This window comes from Roseateles sp. FW301-B2, from assembly GCF_058788955.1.
In genome coordinates, this window is record NZ_JBYTBE010000027.1 from 1 (window position 1) to 17,811 (window position 17,811).

The following is a 17,811-nucleotide window of genomic DNA, read 5'->3' on the forward strand; positions in this document are numbered from 1 at the left end:
CCCCGCCGCCCCCCACCACAGCCCTGCCGCGCAGGATGAAAACCAGCTGATCACCGAACGCCGCGAGAAACTGGCCGCCCTGCGCGCCAAGACCGCCGTCCCCTTCCCCAACGATTTCAAGCCCCAGCACCGCGCCCTGCCGCTGGCGCAGCGCTATGGCGCGCTGGCCAACGAGGAACTCGAGCCGCAGGCGGTGGCGGTGAGCGTGGCGGGCCGCCTGATGCTCAAGCGCGTGATGGGCAAGGCCAGCTTCGGCACCCTGCAGGACGCCACCGGCCGCATCCAGCTCTTCGTCACCAAGGATGGCGTGGGCGAGGAAAGCTACGAGGCCTTCAAGCACCTGGACCTGGGCGACATCGTCGGTGCCGAGGGCACGCTGTTCCGCACCAAGACGGGCGAGCTGTCGGTGCGCGTCAGCAATCTGCGCCTGCTCACCAAGAGCCTGCGCCCGCTGCCGGACAAGTTCCACGGCATGAGCGACCAGGAGCAGAAGTACCGCCAGCGCTATGTGGACCTGATCACCGACGAGCAGGCGCGCGCCCGCTTCGTGGCGCGCTCCAAGGCGGTGTCCTCGATCCGCAGCCATATGGTGGAGCATGGTTTCCTGGAAGTGGAAACGCCGATGCTGCACCCGATCCCGGGCGGCGCGAACGCCAAGCCCTTCATCACCCACCACAATGCGCTGGACCAGGAGATGTACCTGCGCATCGCGCCCGAGCTCTACCTCAAGCGCCTGATCGTGGGTGGCTTCGAGCGCGTGTTCGAGATCAACCGCAACTTCCGCAACGAAGGCATCTCGGTCCGGCACAACCCCGAGTTCACGATGATGGAGTTCTACGCGGCCTACTGGACGCACCATGATCTGATGGACTTCACCGAGGAGGTGCTGCGCCACGCCGCGCGCGCCGCCACCGGCAATGCGCGCGTCAGCTATGCGGGCAAGGAAGTGCACCTGGACCAACCCTTCGCCCGCCTGTCGGTGCGCGACTCGCTGATCGCCCATGCCGGCCTCACGGCCGCCGAGGCCGACGACGCTAGCGCGCTGCATGCCAAGCTGAAGGCGCTGGGCGAGGAGCCGCCCAAGCACTGGACCCTGGCCGAGCTGCAGTTCGGCATGTTCGAGGCGGTGGTGGAAGAAAAGCTCTGGCAGCCCACCTTCATCATCGACTACCCGGTGGAGGTCTCGCCGCTGGCGCGCGCCTCCGACACCAACCCCAAGATCACCGAGCGCTTCGAGCTCTTCATCACCGGCCGCGAGTACGCCAACGGCTTCTCGGAGCTGAACGATGCCGAAGACCAGGCCGCGCGCTTCCAGGCCCAGGTGGCCAACAAGGATGCCGGCGACGAGGAGGCGATGTTCTACGACGCCGACTTCATCCGCGCGCTGGAATACGGCATGCCCCCCACCGGCGGCTGCGGCATCGGCATCGACCGGCTGATGATGCTGATCACCGATTCGCCGTCGATCCGCGACGTGATCCTGTTCCCGGCGCTGCGCCGGGAATCATGAGGCCACCACGCCGGGCAGCAGCAGGCTGACACGCAGCCCCTGCCCCGGCTCGCTTTCCAGCGTCAGGCTGCCGCCGAGGCGCTGCACCAGGGTGTAGACGATATGCAAGCCCAGCCCGCTGCCGCCCTCGCCGCGGCGGGTGGTGAAGAAGGGCTCCAGCATGCGCGAACGCAGCTCGGCCGTGACGCCCACGCCGTTGTCCTCGAACACATAGCGCAGGCCATCGCCCTGCTGCTGCACCGCGAGGCTCAGCAGCAGGTCCGGGCGGCCGCCATGGATCAGGGCGTTCATCAGCAGGTTGGAGGTGATCTGCGCCAGCATGCCGGCCGCCATGCGCACGCGCAGCCCGGGCGGCACCTGCAGCTGCATGCGGGCCGCATGCTTGCTGATCTCGGCACGGTGGGCCGTCACCAGCGCCTCCAGGTAGTCGGCCAGCACGAACTCGCGCACCTCCTCCGAACTCTGGTCCACCGCCAGGTTCTTGAAGTTGCCGATCAGCTCGGCCGCGCGCTGCAGATTGCGCTCCACCAACTCGGCGGACTGGGCAATCTGCGAGGACAGCGTGGCCAGCCGGCTGCGCGATACCTTCTCGCTGGCCAGCATCTCGGTGATCTCGCCGGCAAAGCGCCGCAGGCCGGATGAGGAGGTGATGGCAACGCCGATCGGCGTGTTCACCTCATGCGCCACGCCCGCCACCAGCCCGCCCAGGGCCGCCAGCTTCTCATGCTCGACCAGGTGCGCGCGCGCCTCCTCCAGCGCGCGCGTGCGCCGCGCCACCAGGGCCTCCAGTTCGGCCTCGCGCGCACGGTGCTGCAGCTCGGCCGCACAGCGCGCCGCAAAAATGGACAGCAGCGACAGCGCCAGCAGGCGCTTGCCTTCGTCCATCGGCCGCACGTCCATCGCCGTCAGGATGCCCAGGGTCTTGCCCTCGGTGCTGACCATGGGCATGCCGATATAGCTTTGCGCCCCCATGTCCACCAGCAGCTGGTCCTGCGGATACTCGGCTTGCACGCCGCTGGGGTGGAAGCACATGTCCTGGCAGCTGACGTTCTGGCAGGGCGTGCCGTCCAGGCCATAGGTGATGTTGGGAATGAAGTCGCTGCCCGCCCACACCGCCAGCGTGCGGGCGGCCTCGCTGCCCTGCACGCTGCACAGCTCGCCGGCGATCACGTAATGCACGTCCAGCGCCTTGGCCAGGTCGCGCACCAGCACGCGGAAGAATTCGTCGCCGCTGACGCGCGAGGTGCTGAGGGTGATGGAGCGCAGCGCCGCCTCGGCCAGCGCGCGCCCCTCATCGACCGAGAACAGCCGCTCGGGTCCGGCGCTGGCAGCCAGGGTGTTGTTCATGCGGCGCTCCTTGCATCATTCGTCAGGCCGGCGACAAGCAGCCGCCGGCGGACAGGATATCGCGGTAGTTGCGCAAGGCCAGCAGGCAGACGCGGTTCAGCAGGCGGTCGGTCAGATCGGTCTTCTGGCAGTACTCGTTGACATCGTGCTGGCGCAGCACCTCGTACTCGGACAGCCTGCCGGCCTGGCCGGTGCGGATGACGATGCGCGCGCGCGGGCTGCGCGACTCGCGGCGTATGCGGGCCACCAGGTCCAGGCCCGCGGTCTCGGTCTCCATCACCACGTCCAGCAGCACCACCGCGATGTCGTCGCGCTGTCGCAGCATGGCCTCGGCCTGACGCGCACTCTGGGCATGCAGCAGACTGACGCCGCGGCCGTCGAGCGCCAGCTCGGCCAGCACCAGGGCGCTGACCTCGTGCACGCCGGGCTCGTCGTCCACCACCAACACCACCCAGGGCGTCAGGCGCTCGTCCCGAGCCGGCGTGTCTTCGTCGGAAAAATACAGGAGATCGTCGTCTGCCACGGTTCCCTCGCACGATGCGGCCAACCATGCCGCCAAAGCGGCCAGGCCGACCCGCATTGAAGCATATGCCGGCCCCAATGAGACACGCCCCGCGAACAGCGGGGCGTGATCAAGGCGGGGTGGCGCCGGTTTACTTGCCGGCCAGCACCGGGGTGCCGCTGATGCCACGCGTCACCGCGAAGTAGCCGGGGCCGCCTTCGGAGAACTGCTCTTCCAGTTCACCGGTTTCGCGGGCACGTTGCAGCTCGGCCACCACCTCGGCGCGGGTCTTGCCCTTGACGGGGGCAGCGGCGGGCAGCGTGGCCGGCTTGACGGCTTCGCTGGCGCTCAGGGTGTGGGCCTTCGGCGCATTCACCGGTGCGGCCAGGGCGCCAACGCCTTCCATCTCGGCGGCACGCTGGGCCAGCTCGCCGCTGGCGCGGGCCTGCTGCAGTTCGGCCAGCACTTGTTCGCGCGTCTTGCTTTGGGCATTGGCACCGGAGGCGACGGCCAGACCGGCCAGCACGAGAGCGACGGAGATCGTAGAGAGCTTGTTCATGACGGGGTCCTTGGGGTTCGTTGACTTGAACCGTGGCGCCTATCGCCGGGTCCATGGAACGAACTGTAGGGACTCCGCCCTAGGGAAAACACTAGTCAAATCGCAAAAGACTATTCCTGTTTAACCAAGAATCTTTTGGAATATGACGAATGACACCCAAGCTGCGTCAACGATGCTGGAAACCCGGCTGGCGCTTGGCGAGGAAGGCCTCCATGCCTTCGCGCTGGTCCTCGGTGCCGAACAGGGCGTGGAAATAGCGCCGCTCCACCGCCACGCCATCCTTCAGCGGGCCCTGGTAGGCCAGGTTCACCAGCTCCTTGATCAGCATCACCGAGGGGCCGCTGAAGCCATTGATGGTCTCGGCCGCGGCCAGGGCGTCGGTCAGCAGCTGATCCGCCGGCACCACGCGCGACACCAGGCCGCCGCGCTCGGCCTCGGCCGCATCCATCATGCGCGCGGTGAGCAGCATGTCCATGGCCTTGCTCTTGCCGATCGCGCGCGGCAGGCGCTGGGTGCCACCGGCGCCCGGGATGATGCCCAGCTTGATCTCGGGCTGGCCGAACTTGGCGCTATCGGCGGCGATGATGAAGTCGCACATCATCGCCAGCTCGCAGCCGCCGCCCAGCGCGAAGCCGGCCACCGCGGCGATCACCGGCTTGCGCACCTGCAGAATGGTTTCCCAGTTCTTCGAGATCAGGCCGCTCTTGAAGGCGCTGATGAAGGTGTGCGGCGCCATCGTCGGGATGTCGGCGCCGGCGGCAAAGGCACGCTCGGAACCGGTCAGCACGATGCAGCCGATGCTGTCATCGGCATCGAAGGCCAGCAGGGCCTGGCCCAGCTCGTCCATCAGCTGGTCGTTCAGCGCATTCAGCTGCTTGGGGCGGTTCAGGGTGATCAGGCCGGTCTTGCGGGCGCCATCGCCGCGCGTTTCGGTCAGGATGCATTCGTAGCTCATGGGGACTCCTTGGATGGGGGATCTGCTTGGGGCTGAACTATAGGCTGGGCGACCGGCTGGGCTTCCTGCAGCGGCGCCTGCTTGAGCATCAGGTCCACATAGGTCTGCTCGTCCTGCACGATGCGCAGGCGCACCGGCAGGTATTGCAGGGCGGGCGCCAGCCACACCTCCGCCTTCAGGTCGCCGCTGGTGTTCTGCACCGTCGGGCGCAGGTGCCAGGTCTTGAGGGGGCCGAGCGGGGTCTCCAGCTCTTCCTCGCCCAGCAGCTCGTAGCGCCAGCGGTAGAGCCGCCGCGGCAGGGCCAGCGGCAGCTCCACCACCCGCCCCGGCTGCAAGGCCTCGCGGCAGGTCAGGAACAGCCAGGTGAGCTGCACGAACTGGCTGGCCGTGTCCTGCACGCCAGCCGGTGCAGCCTCGCGCCGGCCATTCGGAAACTGCAGCGTCTCGCCCTCGAACTGCAGGGTGATGCGGCGGCGCTCGCTGAACAGGATGCGGGTGTCCTCGTCGTAGCGGCGCGGCGCGATGCCCTGCGGCGTGAGCTCGCCCTCGCTGCTCATGCGGCGCGAGATCAGCGGCGCAAAGCTGGGGCCTATCGCCACGTCGAGATGCACCTGGTAGCGGCTGCCCTGGCGCAACCACTGCACCTGGGCACTGCCATGCACCTCGCCGCGGTAGTTGCCCAGCAGGCGGTAGTCCAGTTGGGTGGAAGCGGGCCATTCGGGGCCGGGCTCAAACGCAGCGGCTGATGACGATGCAGATGCCGCCGGCGCGGGCGCCGCGGCGAGCGGGGGCAGTGCGGGCATGGCCGGCAGCGGCTCGGGCGCCGGGGGTGGCAGCAGAGGCAAGGCCGCCGGCGCGGCCGCAAAACGCGTCGGCCGTGGCGCCAGCGCGCGCGCGCGGGCCGCCGGCCGGGTAGGCGTCGCGGGCCGCAGCTCGCGCACGAACGCGGCCTGCAGGCGCGGCGGCATCGCCTCGGTCGGCGCACGCCAGCCCTGCTGCAGCCGGACCACCTGCTCGCTCAGCCAGAGATGGGCCAGCAGCACGCCGGCCAACAGGCCCATCCAAGCCAGTCGATGCTGCCGCCGAGGCCTCGGCTTCAGCCGCCCAGCCATGCCCGGCGCAGGCTCAGCGCGCGCGCCGGCGCCTTGGCCGCAGGGCTCAGCGCCACCGGCGTGGCGGCGGCCTCGCCGGTGGGCAGCTGCAGCAGCAGCGTCAGCACGCGCTGGTCGCGCACCACCAGCCATTCCATGTGCGTCAGCCGTTCGGGCTGCAGGCCCAGCAGCGCGTCTTCCAGCTTGCGCAGGCGCCAGCTATTGCAGGCCAGGATCTCGTCGCCGGCGCAGAAACCGGCGGCCAGCGCGGCCGAGCCCTGCAGCACCTGCTTGACGACGATGCTGCCGTTCTCGGACACGCGCAGCCCGATGCGCTGCGCCAGGCTGGGCTTGTCGGCCGCCCAGCGTAGGCCGAAGCGCTCCAGCAGCGCCGGCAGCGGCAGATCGTCGGTGCCATGCACCCACAGGGTCAGGTCTTGCGCCAGCGCCGCACCGCCCAGCTCGGTCACGGCGGCCATGATGTCGGCCTCGCCGATCGGGCCGCCACCGCTGCGCTGCCACAGCAGGCGCATCACCGCGTCGAGACTTGACGGCCCCGAGTTCCGGGCTGCGCCCTCCCCGCCCCCCGAGGGGGACAAGCAAACTTGGGACGGCCCGGCATTTGCTTGAGCGCGCGGCTTGTCGGCACTGCGCAGCGCCAGGTCCAGCGCCATCGCCACCATGGCTCCCTTGGTGTAGTAGCTCACCACCGCGTTGGGGGTGTTCTCATCCTGGCGGTAGTACTTGACCCAGGCGTCGAAGCTGGACTGCGCCACGCTCTGGTGCTTGCGCCCGGGCGCACCCAGCACGCCGCTGAAGGTACCGGCAATCAGCTTCAGGTAGCGGGCCTCATCGATCAGGCCGCTGCGCACTAGGAACAGCTCGTCGTAATAGGAGGTGAAGCCCTCGAAGAACCACAGCAGCTGGGTGTAGTTCTCCTGGCCGTAGTCGAAGCTAGCGAACACATCGGGCCGCAGGCGCTTGACGTTCCAGGTGTGGAAATACTCGTGGCTGATCAGGCCCAGCAGGCGCACATAGCCCTCGCTCAGCTCGGTCTGGCCCAGGCGCGGCAGGTCGCGGCGCGCGGCGATCAGGGCCGTGCTGGCGCGGTGCTCGAGGCCACCGTAGCTGTCGTCCACCGCGTTGAGCAGGAACACGTAGCGCTCAAAAGGCGGTTTTCCGGGCGGCTTGCCGGCGCGCTTGCCGGGCGGATGGGCGCCGTGCCAGAAATCGATCTGGGCCTCGCAGATGCGCTGGGCGTCGCGCAGCAGGCGATCGCCGTCGAGGATGGGATAGGCACCCGCCACCACGAACTCGTGCGGCACGCCGGCGGCGCTGAACTGGCCGCGCCAGAACTTGCCGAGCTCGAAGGGATGGTCCACCAGTTCGTCGTAGTCGGCCGCCTCGTAGCTGGCCTTGCCGCGGCCCGCGCGCATGCCGGTGGCCACCTGCCAGCCGGGCAGCAGGCCGGCCAGGTCGATGCCATGCGGCTCGCCCTCGCGCCCATGCACGCGCAGGCACAGGCTGGTGCCGTTGAAGAAACCGCGCTGGGCATCGAGAAAGGCCGCACGCACCGAGGTGTCGAAGGCATAGACCTGGTAGCTCAGCACCAGCGCGGCACGGCCGCTGCAGCGCACCTGCCAGGCGCATTTGCTGGTCTGATGCACCGGCAGTTCGCGCTGGCCCTGGCGCGCGCGCAGGCCGCTCAGGTGGCGTGCAAACTCGCGCACCATATAGCTGCCCGGAATCCACACCGGCAGGCTGAAGGCCTGCTCGGCGGACGGCGCGGTCACCGTCAGGGTGACGCGGTACAGATGCGCTTGCGCGTCGGCAATCTCGATCTTGTAGTGGATCATCTCAGGGCCTGTTAACACTGCGTTTGCCCGTGCGAACGGGGCCGGCAGGGCCCAGGTCTAGGCGGACGACGCTGCCCAGGCTTTCTGCCTGGGCAAGGAGTTCAACGACGAGATGGGCCCTGCCAGCCCCGTTCCCTTCGGGTTGCCACCAGAACAGCCGTGCACGTCGTTGCAAAGCCTCGCCGGGGGAGCGACCCCGGCTTCGGTTTGCGCCTAGTTCACGGCTGTTCTGGTGGCAACGCATCGGGCAAGCGCAGTGTTAGCAGGCCCTAACTACCGGCCGCCCCCAGGAAGCAGCTCAGCGCCGCCACGCCGCTGAGCCGGAAGCGCAGCGTCAGCCAGGCACTGGCGCCCAGTGCGGGATAGCTGCGGCGGTCCACTGCATAGCAGGCGATCAGCATCACCCCATGCACCACCAGGCCGGCATAGGGCGGCATCACCACCGCGATCCAGGCGATCAGCGCCGGCACCACGCCCCAGACGAAGGGCTGCGGCGATGGAATGCTCTGCCGGAAGCCCAGGCCCCAGTGGATGCCACCCAGCAAGGAGATCACCACGGCCGCGTAGGCGGACAGCGCGGCCGTCACATAGGGATGGGCATCCTCGCGCACCAGCCAGACCAGCAGCGCGCCGAACACAAAGGGCAGCAGGCCCAGGTAGCCGAGCCGCAGCGCGACGGGATTCAAGGGCAGGTTGCCGGATACAGCAGCAGGCATGAGGGGCGGATCCGCGGGTGGTTCAGGACTTGATGGATTGCAGGCGGCGCTCGACCTGCTCGGCGCTCAGCGCCCCGGGGGCACGCGTGCCGTCTTCGAAGATCACCGCCGGCGTGCCGTTCACATGATGCTTGCGGCTGAAGGCGAGGTTGCGGTCGATGGCGCTGGCGTCACAGGCCTCGGCGCCCGGCTTGGGCAGCGGCGTGCCTTCCAGCATCCAGTTGCGCCAGGCATTGGTCTGGTCCTTGGCGCACCAGACGGCACGCGATTTCTCGGGCGAGTCGCCGCCCAGGATGGGGATCACGAAGGTGTAGACGGTGAGGTCCTTGACGTCCTGCAGGCTGCGCTCGAAACGCTTGCAGTAGCCGCAGTTCGGATCGGCAAACACCGCGATGCGGCGCTTGCCATTGCCGGTCTTCCAGACGATGGCGTCCTTCAGCGGCAGGTTGGCGAAATCGATCGCGGTGAGCTTGGCCACGCGTTCCTCGGTGAGGTTGCGGCGGCCCTTCAGGTCCAGCAACTCGCCCTCGATTAGGTATTGGCCGGTGGCATCGGTGTAGCGGATCTCGTTGCCGATGCGGATCTCCCACAGCCCGGGCATGGGCGAGGGCTTGACCTCGTCGATCTTGGGCGCGCCCACCAGGCGTTCGCCCAGGCTCTTGCGGATCAGGGCCTCGTTGGCATGGGCAAGCAGGGGCGCGAGCGCCAGCGCGGCGGTGCAAATCAGGGAAAGCTTCATGGTGGTGCTCGGTAGAGAATCGGTGCGAGGGCGGTTCAGGCGCCCAGCGCCCTGGAGGTCAGCCAGCGCTTCAGCGGGCCGATTTGATTGAGGAGGCTCAGGCCCTGGTTGCGCAGGCCGCGCAGCGCCGGCGCCTCGCTGGCAAAGCCCTTCAGCAAGGCATCGGTCAGCTCGCCCATGGCCCAGGTGTCGAACTGGCGCCGGCGCACATAGCGGCGCAGCAGGCGCTCGTCGCCCAGCGGACGCCAGGGCTCGCGCGCGGCGATCACGCTGGCCAGCGCCGCCACATCGGCCAGGCCCAGGTTCAGGCCCTGGCCGGCCAGCGGGTGCACCAGATGGGCGGCATCGCCCAGCAGAACCCAGCCGGGGCCGCAGACCGGCTCGGCGCGCGCCAGGCTCAGCGGCCAGGCGCTGCGCTGGCTGGCCAGCGTGAGCGTGCCGGCCGCGCCGCCGCTGGCTTCCAGCAGGGCGGCTTCAAACTCCGCCGTGCCGGCCGCCATCAGCTCATCCGCGCGCTGCTTGGGCAGCGACCAGACCAGGCCGTAGGAACAGCCGGGCTCGGGCCGCTCGAAGGGCAGCAGCGCCAGCACATCGGGCGAACGGAACCATTGGTGGGCCACGCCCTGGTGCGGCTGGCTGGCGCGCAGGCGTGCGGCAATCGCGCTGTGGCCATAGGCATGCACGTCGAAGCGCACGCCCAGGACCGCGCGCGAGGCCGAGTCGCGCCCTTCACACAAGGCCTGCAACTCGGCCGGCACCGGCGCATCGACCAGGCGCACATGGGGCGAGAAGCGCAGCGCGGTGGCGAGCTCGGCCTCCAGCGCGGCGGCGTCGACGATATAGGCCAGCTCGCGCACGCCTTGCTGCCAGGCGCTGAACTCCAGCAGCGCGCCGGCGGCATCGCCGCGCACCTTCATGTCGTAGACGGCTGACACCGCGTCGGCCGGCAGCGCGTCCCAGACGCGCAGCTCGCGCAGCAGGGCCACCGAGGCGGCGTTCAGCGCATAGGTGCGCACGTCCTCGCGCGGCGCCGCCGACGCGCCGCTGGGCTCGGGCTGGCCCAGCAGGGCCACGCGCAGACCACGCGCCGCCAAGGCCAGCGCCAGCGCCCGCCCGACGCAACCGCTGCCGCGCACCAGGATGTCAAATCGTTCCATGGAGCTCATTGTAGGCAAGCCGACTAAAATACCGCCTTTGCCTCCCGGCCAGCCTGCTCCTTCCTGCTTGGCCCCTTTCGAAAGCGTCCCTCATGAGCCTCAAATGCGGCATCGTGGGCCTGCCCAATGTGGGCAAGTCCACTCTTTTCAATGCGCTGACCAAGGCCGGCATCGCCGCCGAGAACTATCCCTTCTGCACCATCGAGCCCAATGTGGGCGTGGTGGAACTGCCCGATCCGCGCCTGCAGAAGCTGGCCGAGATCGTGCAACCCGAGCGCATCCTGCCCGCCATCGTGGAATTCGTGGACATCGCCGGTCTGGTGGCGGGTGCCTCCAAGGGTGAGGGCCTGGGCAACCAGTTCCTCTCGCACATCCGCGAGACCGACGCCATCGTCAACGTGGTGCGCTGCTTCGAGGATCCCAACGTCATCCACGTGAACGGCAAGGTCGATCCGATCTCCGATATCGAGGTGATCCAGACCGAACTCTGCCTGGCCGACCTGGGCACGGTGGAGAAGAGCCTGCACCGCTACAACAAGGTGGCGCGCGCCGGCGACAAGGAAGCGATCGCGCTGGTCAAGGTGCTGGAGAAATGCCAGGCCGCGCTGGACCAGGCCAAGCCGGTGCGCGGCATCGACTTCAGCAAGGAGGAGCTGACCATCCTCAAGCCGCTGTGCCTGATCACCGCCAAGCCGGCGATGTTCGTGGGCAATGTGGCCGAGGACGGTTTCGAGAACAACCCCTTCCTGGAGCGCCTGAAGGAATACGCCGCGGCCCAGAACGGCCCGGTGGTGGCGATCTGTGCCAAGACCGAGGCCGAGCTCTCCGAGATGGAGGACGAGGACAAGGCCATGTTCCTGGCCGAGATGGGCCAGGACGAGCCCGGCCTGAACCGCCTGATCCGCGCCGGCTTCAGCCTGCTGGGCCTGCAGACCTACTTCACCGCCGGCGTGAAGGAAGTGCGCGCCTGGACCATCCACAAGGGCGACACCGCACCGCAGGCGGCCGGCGTGATCCACACCGACTTCGAGCGCGGCTTCATCCGCGCCCAGACCATCGCCTACGAGGACTTCATCGCCTACAAGGGTGAGCAGGGCGCCAAGGACGCGGGCAAGATGCGCGCCGAGGGCAAGGACTATGTCGTCAAGGATGGCGACGTGCTGAACTTCCTCTTCAACGTCTAGTCTGACACCGTCCTTTCGCATGGCGTCGCGCCATGCCGACAGTCAAACGCCCGGCCCGTTCAGTCTTCTGGCGCCGGGCGTTTTTGCATTAGGCTCATGGCGCAGTGGCACCGCCCTGCCACCGAGCCCTCCCCTTCTTCATGCCGCCTCCGTTCCTCACCTGGGCCCTGCGCAGCCTCTTGCTGGGCCTGGCCTACGCCCTCATCAGCGTGCTGGCGCTGCGCCTGGCGTTGCCGCCCAATTACGCCACCCCGCTCTACCCTTCGGCGGGCCTGGCGCTGGCCGCGCTGCTGTGCTGGGGCTGGCGCATGGTGCCGGCGGTGGTGCTGGGCTCCTTTGCCGCCAATGTGCTGCTGGCGATGGAGCGCGGCCATCCCTCGCTGCTGGGGCCGGCGCTGATCGGCGTGGGCGCTGGGCTGCAGGCCTGGGTGGGCGCCTGGGCCGTGCAGCGCCTGCGCGGCGCGGACCCGGAAGAGCTGAGCCTGACCGAGCCGCGCGACCTGGCGCTGTTCTACGCCCTGGGGGCCGGCCTGTCCTGCCTGATCAGCCCGAGCATGGGCGCGGCAGCGCTGTGGCTCAATGGCGCGGCCACGCTGGCGCAGCTGCCCTCCACCTGGGGCCATTGGTGGGTGGGCGACACGCTGGGCGTACTGATCGGTGCGCCCATCACCCTCACCCTGATCGGCCAGCCGCGTGCCACCTGGGCGCCGCGGCGCATCAGCGTGGCCCTGCCGATGCTGGCCGCCACCCTGCTGATGGTGCTGGCCACCTCCCAGGTGATCAGCTGGGAGACACAGGGCCAGCGCCAGGCCTTCGAGCGCGATGCGCTGGCGGCCGCCAACGCGCTGGAGACCGCGCTGCAGGAGCCGCTGCAGGCGCTGGCAGCCAACCAGGTGCTGTTCAGCATCTACCCGAACCTGAACCGGCGCGAGTTCGAACGCGGCAGCGTGGCGCGGCTGGCCACCGGCAGCCGCCTGCTGGCGCTGGGTTGGGCGGCCAGGGTGGGCCCCAGCGAGCTGGCGGCCTTCGATGCGGCGGCCCGCCGTGACGGCCTGGCCGACTATCGGGTACATGAGCGCCAGCGCGCGGGCGATCTGCGCATCGCCACCGACGAGGACAAGCTGGCGATCCGCCTGATCGAGCCCCTGCAACGCAATGCCAGCGCGCTGGGCGTGAACATCCGCGCGATTCCGCAGGCGCGCCCCGCGCTCGACCACGCCGCGCGCACCGGCCTGCCCGCGGCCACCGCCGGCTTCCGGCTCTCGCAGGACAGCGCCGACAACACCGGCGTGGTGCTGTACCAGGCGGTCTATGCGGGCGAGCCGGGTGAGCCGGACAATCAGGCGCTGCGCCAGCAGGCCTTGCGCGGCATGGTGTTCGCGACCATCCGCCCCGACCAGGTGCTCGACACCGTGGTGCGTGCCAGCGCACCCTACCTGGCCTTCTGCCTGGTGGATACCGACCCGCACACCGCCCGGCCGCTGCTGGCCGGCAAGCCGGGCTGCGCGGCGCAGACGCTGCCACCCCTGAGCCGCGTGCACAAGCTGCAGTTCTCCGGCCGGGCCTGGGAATTGCGTGCCTGGGCCGCCGGCCCCATGCCCAGCCACGACGGCATGGGCAGCCTGCTGTTCGCCGTGGTCGGCCTGATCAGCACGGCCCTGCTGGGTGCCCTGCTGCTGACCGTGACCGGTCGCGCCAAGCGCATCGCCGACCTGGTGACCGAGCGCACCGCCGAGCTGCGCCGCGAGGTGCAGGAACGCGAGCGCGCGGCCGAGGCCCTGCACGCCAGCGAGGAACGCTTTCGCAACATCTTCGAACACGCGGCGGTCGGGCTGGTGTTCACCGATCTGCGCGGCGTGCCGCAGCAGGTGAACCCCTATTTCTGCCGCCTGGTGGGCTTCAGCAGCGCGGAGCTGATGCAGCGCTCCAGCATCGCCATCACCCATCCGGACGACCGCGCCGAAGACCTGCGCCTGGGCCGCAGCCTGTTGCGGGGCGAGATCGACAGCTATCGCCGCAACAAGCGCTACATCACCAAGTTCGGGCAGATCGTGCAGGTGCGCGCCCTGGTGAGCATGCAGCGCGATGCCCGCGGCGAGCCGTTCCGGTTGGTGGGCGTGGTGGAAGACGTCACCGACCAGCTCAGGCTGCGCGAGCTGGAGCGCGCCCGCAGCGCCGCCGAGGCCGCCAACCAGGCCAAGAACGAGTTCCTCTCGCGCATCAGCCATGAATTGCGCACCCCGCTCAACGCCATGCTGGGCTTCACCCAGCTGCTGGAACTGGGCGGCGAGCAGCAGCTCAGCGAGCAGCAGCGCGGCTGGCTGGCGCAGATACGCGCGGCCGGCTGGCATCTGCTGGAGATGATCAACGAGACCCTGGACTGGTCGCGCATCGAGACCGGCGCGCTCAAGCTCGAGCTGGCCCCGCAGGCGCTGGAACCGCTGCTGGCGTCGACCTGGGCCATGCTGGAAGCCGACGCCGCCAAGCGCGGCATTGCCTACAGCGTGGAACTGGCGGCCGACGCGCAGCAGGTCTACGCCGATGCCACGCGCCTCAAGCAGGTGTTCACCAATCTGCTCAGCAATGCCGTCAAGTACAACCACCCGCAGGGCCAGGTGCGGGTGAGCAGCCGGGCGCTGGGCGATGAGCGCATCGAAATCACCGTGGCCGACACCGGCCTGGGCCTCAGCGAGGCGCAGCAGGCCCAGCTGTTCCAGCCCTTCAACCGGCTCGGGCGCGAGCTCAGCCAGGCCGAGGGCACGGGCATCGGCCTGGTGATCTGCAAGCGCCTGGTGGAAGCGATGAACGGCAGCCTGACGGTCCGCAGCGCGACGGGCCAGGGTGCGAGCTTTGTGCTCGACCTGCCCGCCAGCGCCGGCGCCATGTCCAGCGCCGCGGACTGAGCACAATGGCCGGGCCGCCGCGGTTTATTGCCGCGGCAGGCCCGGCCCGGCTAGGCACAATAGCGGGCAGCGCGTCCAACCATCGAACCATCCCAAGCCTTCGCCCCATGAGCTCTACCGAACTGGCCACCCGCCCCAACCAAGCGCTGACGCTCGCCGACGATCACAAGTCCTTTGCCAGCCGGCAGTTCCTGACCTTCCGCATCGGCGCCGAGGAATACGGCATCGACATCCTGAAGGTGCAGGAGATCCGCTCCTACGAGGCGCCCACCCGCATCGCCAACGCACCCGCCTTCGTCAAGGGCGTGGTGAATCTGCGCGGCGTGATCGTGCCCATCGTGGACCTGCGCCTGCGCCTTGGCAGCCCGGCGGAGTACAACGCCTTCACCGTCTCCATCGTGCTGAACGTCTGCTCGCGCGTGGTCGGGGTGGTGGTGGACTCGGTGTCGGACGTGCTGGAACTGGGTGCCGACGCCATCAAGCCGGCGCCCGAGGTGAGTGCCGCCATCGACACCCGCTTCGTCACCGGCCTGGGCAAGGTCGGCGAGCGCATGCTGATCCTGCTCGACATCGAAGGCATGGTGGGCAGCCCGGATTTCGGTCTGATCGACTGATCTGAGACCGGTTTCCGCGCAGAAAGTTAGTGCGTACCCTCGCTGAAAGCGTTGAAATAGCTGAGCAAATTTGCTTCTCGGCGACATTTAGCACTCATTCGCCATGAGTGCTAATATTATGGACGTCGAGCCATAGCGGCTGGGAGAGGTAGAAAGCCATGAGCATGATGTCCAACGCCACTGCACTGCAAGTACGCGACCCCTGGGCGCTGCTGCCCTCGCTGGGCAATCTGGATGCCTATATCAGCGCCGTCAACCGCCTGCCCTTGTTGACCCCCGAGGAGGAGCAGTCCTTCTCGCGCCGCCTGCGCGAGCATGGCGATCTGGAAGCCGCCGGCCGGCTGGTGCTCTCGCACCTGCGCCTGGTGGTGTCGATCTCGCGCCAGTACATGGGTTACGGCCTGCCTCAGGGCGACCTGATCCAGGAGGGCAATGTGGGCCTGATGAAGGCCGTCAAGCGCTACGACCCCGACCAGGGCGTGCGCCTGGTGTCCTACGCCATGCACTGGATCAAGGCCGAGATCCACGAGTACATCCTGCGCAACTGGCGCATGGTCAAGGTGGCCACCACCAAGGCGCAGCGCAAGCTGTTCTTCAATCTGCGCTCGATGAAGCACAGCCTGAAGGAAGATGCCGCCGAGGGCCAGACGCACCGCAACACGCTCACCGAAGCCCAGGTGGACCATGTGGCCCGCGAGCTCAACGTCAAGCGCGAGGAAGTGCTGGAGATGGAGACCCGCATGGCGGGTGGCGACGTGGCCCTGGAGCCCCAGACCGATGACGACGGCGAGAGCTTCGCCCCCATCGCCTACCTGGCCGACGACAGCCAGGAGCCGACGCGCGTGCTGGAAAGCCGCTCGCGCGACGCGCTTGCCGGTGACGGCATTTCGCGCGCCCTGGCGGTGCTGGACGAGCGCAGCCGTCGCATCGTCGAAGAGCGCTGGCTCAAGGTCAACGACGACAGCAGCGGCGGCATGACCCTGCATGACCTGGCGGCCGAATACGGCGTCAGCGCCGAGCGCATCCGCCAGATCGAGGTGGCGGCAATGAAGAAGATGCGCAAGGCCCTGGCCGAAACGGCCTGAGCGCGCCGATCGCCCTTCCCCATGCAAAAGGCCCCTCGCGAGGGGCCTTTGTCCTTATGAGCGCTCGTTCAGCAGCAGCTTGATGTCGTCGGCCAGCGCCTGGGCGCCGGCGCCATAGCGGGCGAACACGCGCACCCGGCCCTGGGTGTCGAAGATGAAGCTGGCGGCGGTGTGGTCCATGGTGTAGCTCTCGGGCGTCTTGCCAGGCACCTTGGCGTAATAGACCTTGAACTCGCGCGCCGCATCCTTGAGCTGCTCGGCATTGCCGCGCAGGGCCACGAAGCTCGGGTCAAAGCTCGTCATATAGGGCTTGAGCAGTTCCGGCGTGTCGCGCTCGGGATCGACGGTGATGAACACGCCCTGCACCCGTTCGCCATCCGCGCCCAGCGACTTCTTCACCTGGGCCAGTTCGGCCAGCGTGGTGGGGCAGACATCGGGGCATTGGGTGTAGCCGAAGAACACCACCACCACCTTGCCCTTGAAGTCTGCCAGGCTGCGCGGCTTGCCATCCTGGTCGGGCAGGCTCAGCTGGCGGGCATAGCTGGCGCCGCTCAGGTCCACGCCGCGGAAGGCGGGCTTGGCCGCGCCCCCGATCTGGTCGCAGGCCGCCAGCGTCAGCGCGCTGAGGGCCGCCAGGAACAGTCGTCTCGTGGTGTTGCGTTGCATCTCAGGCGATCCAGGGCATCAGGTAATGGTCCAGCAAGAGCGCCGCGAACAGCAGCGACAGGTGCAGGATGGAGAAGCGGAAGGTGGCGCGCGCCAGCTCGTCCGAATACTGGCGCCAGAGCTTGAAGGCGTAGGCGCAGAAACCCAGGCCCAGGGCCAGCGCGCTGGCCAGATAGATCCAGCCGCTCATGCCGGTGAGGAAGGGCAACAGCGTGGCCACCAGCAGGATCCAGGTGTAGAGGAAGACCTGCAGCCGCGTGAACTCCGAGCCATGCGTGACCGGCAGCATGGGCAGGCCGGCCTTGCGGTAATCCTCGGTGCGGTAGAGCGCCAGCGCCCAGAAATGCGGTGGCGTCCAGAGGAAGATGATGAGGCACAGCATGAGCGCCTCGGGGCCCACCTCGCCGCGCAGCGCCGCCCAGCCCAGCACCGGCGGCATCGCGCCCGAGGCGCCGCCGATGACGATGTTCTGCGGCGTCATCGGCTTGAGGATGACGGTGTAGATGACCGCGTAGCCGACGAAGGTGGCGAAGGTCAGCCACATCGTGAGCGGATTCACCCACACCCACAGGATGGCCGAGCCGATGCCGCACAGCAGGGCCGAGAAACTCAGGGTCTGCACGCGGCTGAGCTCGCCCTTGGCGGTGGCGCGCCAGGCGGTGCGCTTCATCTTCGAGTCGATCTGCTGCTCGATCAGGCAGTTGAAGGCAGCGGCCGCGCCGGCCACCAGCCAGATGCCCACGGTGGCGGCCAGGATCACGCCCCACTCGGGGCCGCTGGGCCAGCCGGGCACCGCCAGCGCCATGCCGATGACCGCGCAGAACACGATCAGCTGCACCACGCGCGGCTTGGTGAGCTGGTAGAACTGCTGCCAGCGCGAGGGCGCGCCGGGGGCAGCGAGGGTGGTGGGGGTCGTGGACATGGGAA

Annotated in this window: 16 protein-coding genes; 5 read left to right on the forward strand and 11 right to left on the reverse strand. The window is 68.6% G+C overall.

Features of this window, described 5'->3' with window-relative positions:
• Positions 1-1,510 (forward strand): lysine--tRNA ligase (gene lysS / locus AC3WQY_RS17610; protein ID WP_492709840.1); only part of this gene is annotated, 1,510 nt, incomplete at its 5' end.
• On the opposite strand, the gene AC3WQY_RS17615 is transcribed toward lysS, so the two are convergent.
• From AC3WQY_RS17615 to AC3WQY_RS17655, 9 genes are all read right to left on the reverse strand, one after another.
• Positions 1,505-2,857, reverse strand: coding sequence for a sensor histidine kinase (locus tag AC3WQY_RS17615; protein ID WP_492709841.1), 1,353 nt, complete (start codon positions 2,855-2,857; stop codon positions 1,505-1,507). The two genes, lysS and AC3WQY_RS17615, sit on opposite strands and share 6 nt — an antisense overlap.
• A gap of 22 nt (positions 2,858-2,879) precedes the next feature.
• Positions 2,880-3,380: a response regulator gene (locus AC3WQY_RS17620; RefSeq protein ID WP_285231021.1), complete on the reverse strand. Its 501-nt coding sequence runs from the start codon at positions 3,378-3,380 to the stop codon at positions 2,880-2,882.
• A gap of 130 nt (positions 3,381-3,510) precedes the next feature.
• Positions 3,511-3,918 carry a DUF4148 domain-containing protein gene (locus AC3WQY_RS17625; protein ID WP_285231020.1) on the reverse strand — a complete coding sequence of 136 codons (408 nt, stop codon included), beginning with the start codon at positions 3,916-3,918 and terminating at the stop codon, positions 3,511-3,513.
• Between the two features lie 166 nt (positions 3,919-4,084).
• Positions 4,085-4,873, reverse strand: coding sequence for an enoyl-CoA hydratase (locus tag AC3WQY_RS17630; protein WP_285231019.1), 789 nt, complete (start codon positions 4,871-4,873; stop codon positions 4,085-4,087).
• Positions 4,870-5,934: a DUF3108 domain-containing protein gene (locus tag AC3WQY_RS17635; protein ID WP_492709842.1), complete on the reverse strand. Its 1,065-nt coding sequence runs from the start codon at positions 5,932-5,934 to the stop codon at positions 4,870-4,872. Before AC3WQY_RS17635 ends, AC3WQY_RS17630 begins: the two co-directional genes overlap by 4 nt.
• 35 nt (positions 5,935-5,969) lie before the next feature.
• On the reverse strand, positions 5,970-7,820 hold the full coding sequence (locus tag AC3WQY_RS17640) for a M61 family metallopeptidase (protein WP_492709843.1): 1,851 nt from the start codon (positions 7,818-7,820) through the stop codon (positions 5,970-5,972).
• A gap of 269 nt (positions 7,821-8,089) precedes the next feature.
• The gene (locus AC3WQY_RS17645; RefSeq protein ID WP_285231016.1) at positions 8,090-8,536 is read right to left on the reverse strand and encodes a DUF3429 domain-containing protein; all 447 of its coding nucleotides are present in this window, start codon (positions 8,534-8,536) and stop codon (positions 8,090-8,092) included.
• A gap of 22 nt (positions 8,537-8,558) precedes the next feature.
• Positions 8,559-9,275, reverse strand: coding sequence for a DsbC family protein (locus tag AC3WQY_RS17650; RefSeq protein ID WP_285231015.1), 717 nt, complete (start codon positions 9,273-9,275; stop codon positions 8,559-8,561).
• A gap of 35 nt (positions 9,276-9,310) precedes the next feature.
• The gene (locus AC3WQY_RS17655) at positions 9,311-10,432 is read right to left on the reverse strand and encodes an FAD-dependent monooxygenase (protein WP_285231014.1); all 1,122 of its coding nucleotides are present in this window, start codon (positions 10,430-10,432) and stop codon (positions 9,311-9,313) included.
• A 92-nt stretch (positions 10,433-10,524) separates the two neighbouring features.
• On the opposite strand from AC3WQY_RS17655, the gene ychF reads away from it, so the two are divergent.
• The 4 genes from ychF to rpoH all read left to right on the forward strand — a co-directional run bounded on the left by ychF (position 10,525) and on the right by rpoH (position 16,218).
• Positions 10,525-11,616, forward strand: coding sequence for a redox-regulated ATPase YchF (gene ychF / locus AC3WQY_RS17660; RefSeq protein ID WP_285231013.1), 1,092 nt, complete (start codon positions 10,525-10,527; stop codon positions 11,614-11,616).
• 140 nt (positions 11,617-11,756) lie between these two features.
• Positions 11,757-14,519, forward strand: coding sequence for a CHASE domain-containing protein (locus AC3WQY_RS17665; protein ID WP_285231012.1), 2,763 nt, complete (start codon positions 11,757-11,759; stop codon positions 14,517-14,519).
• A gap of 107 nt (positions 14,520-14,626) precedes the next feature.
• Complete coding sequence (locus AC3WQY_RS17670) at positions 14,627-15,133, forward strand: chemotaxis protein CheW (protein ID WP_285231011.1); 507 nt, start codon at positions 14,627-14,629, stop codon at positions 15,131-15,133.
• Positions 15,134-15,297: 164 nt separating this feature from the next.
• Positions 15,298-16,218, forward strand: a complete 921-nt coding sequence (gene rpoH / locus AC3WQY_RS17675) for an RNA polymerase sigma factor RpoH (protein WP_425334700.1) — start codon at positions 15,298-15,300, stop codon at positions 16,216-16,218.
• 54 nt (positions 16,219-16,272) lie between these two features.
• Here the strand turns inward: rpoH and AC3WQY_RS17680 are convergent, their stop codons facing one another.
• Together AC3WQY_RS17680 and cyoE are read right to left on the reverse strand one after the other, a co-directional pair.
• Positions 16,273-16,884, reverse strand: coding sequence for an SCO family protein (locus AC3WQY_RS17680; RefSeq protein WP_285231009.1), 612 nt, complete (start codon positions 16,882-16,884; stop codon positions 16,273-16,275).
• 1 nt (position 16,885) lies between these two features.
• Complete coding sequence (cyoE, locus tag AC3WQY_RS17685) at positions 16,886-17,806, reverse strand: heme o synthase (RefSeq protein ID WP_285231008.1); 921 nt, start codon at positions 17,804-17,806, stop codon at positions 16,886-16,888.
• Between the last annotated feature and the right edge of the window lie 5 nt (positions 17,807-17,811).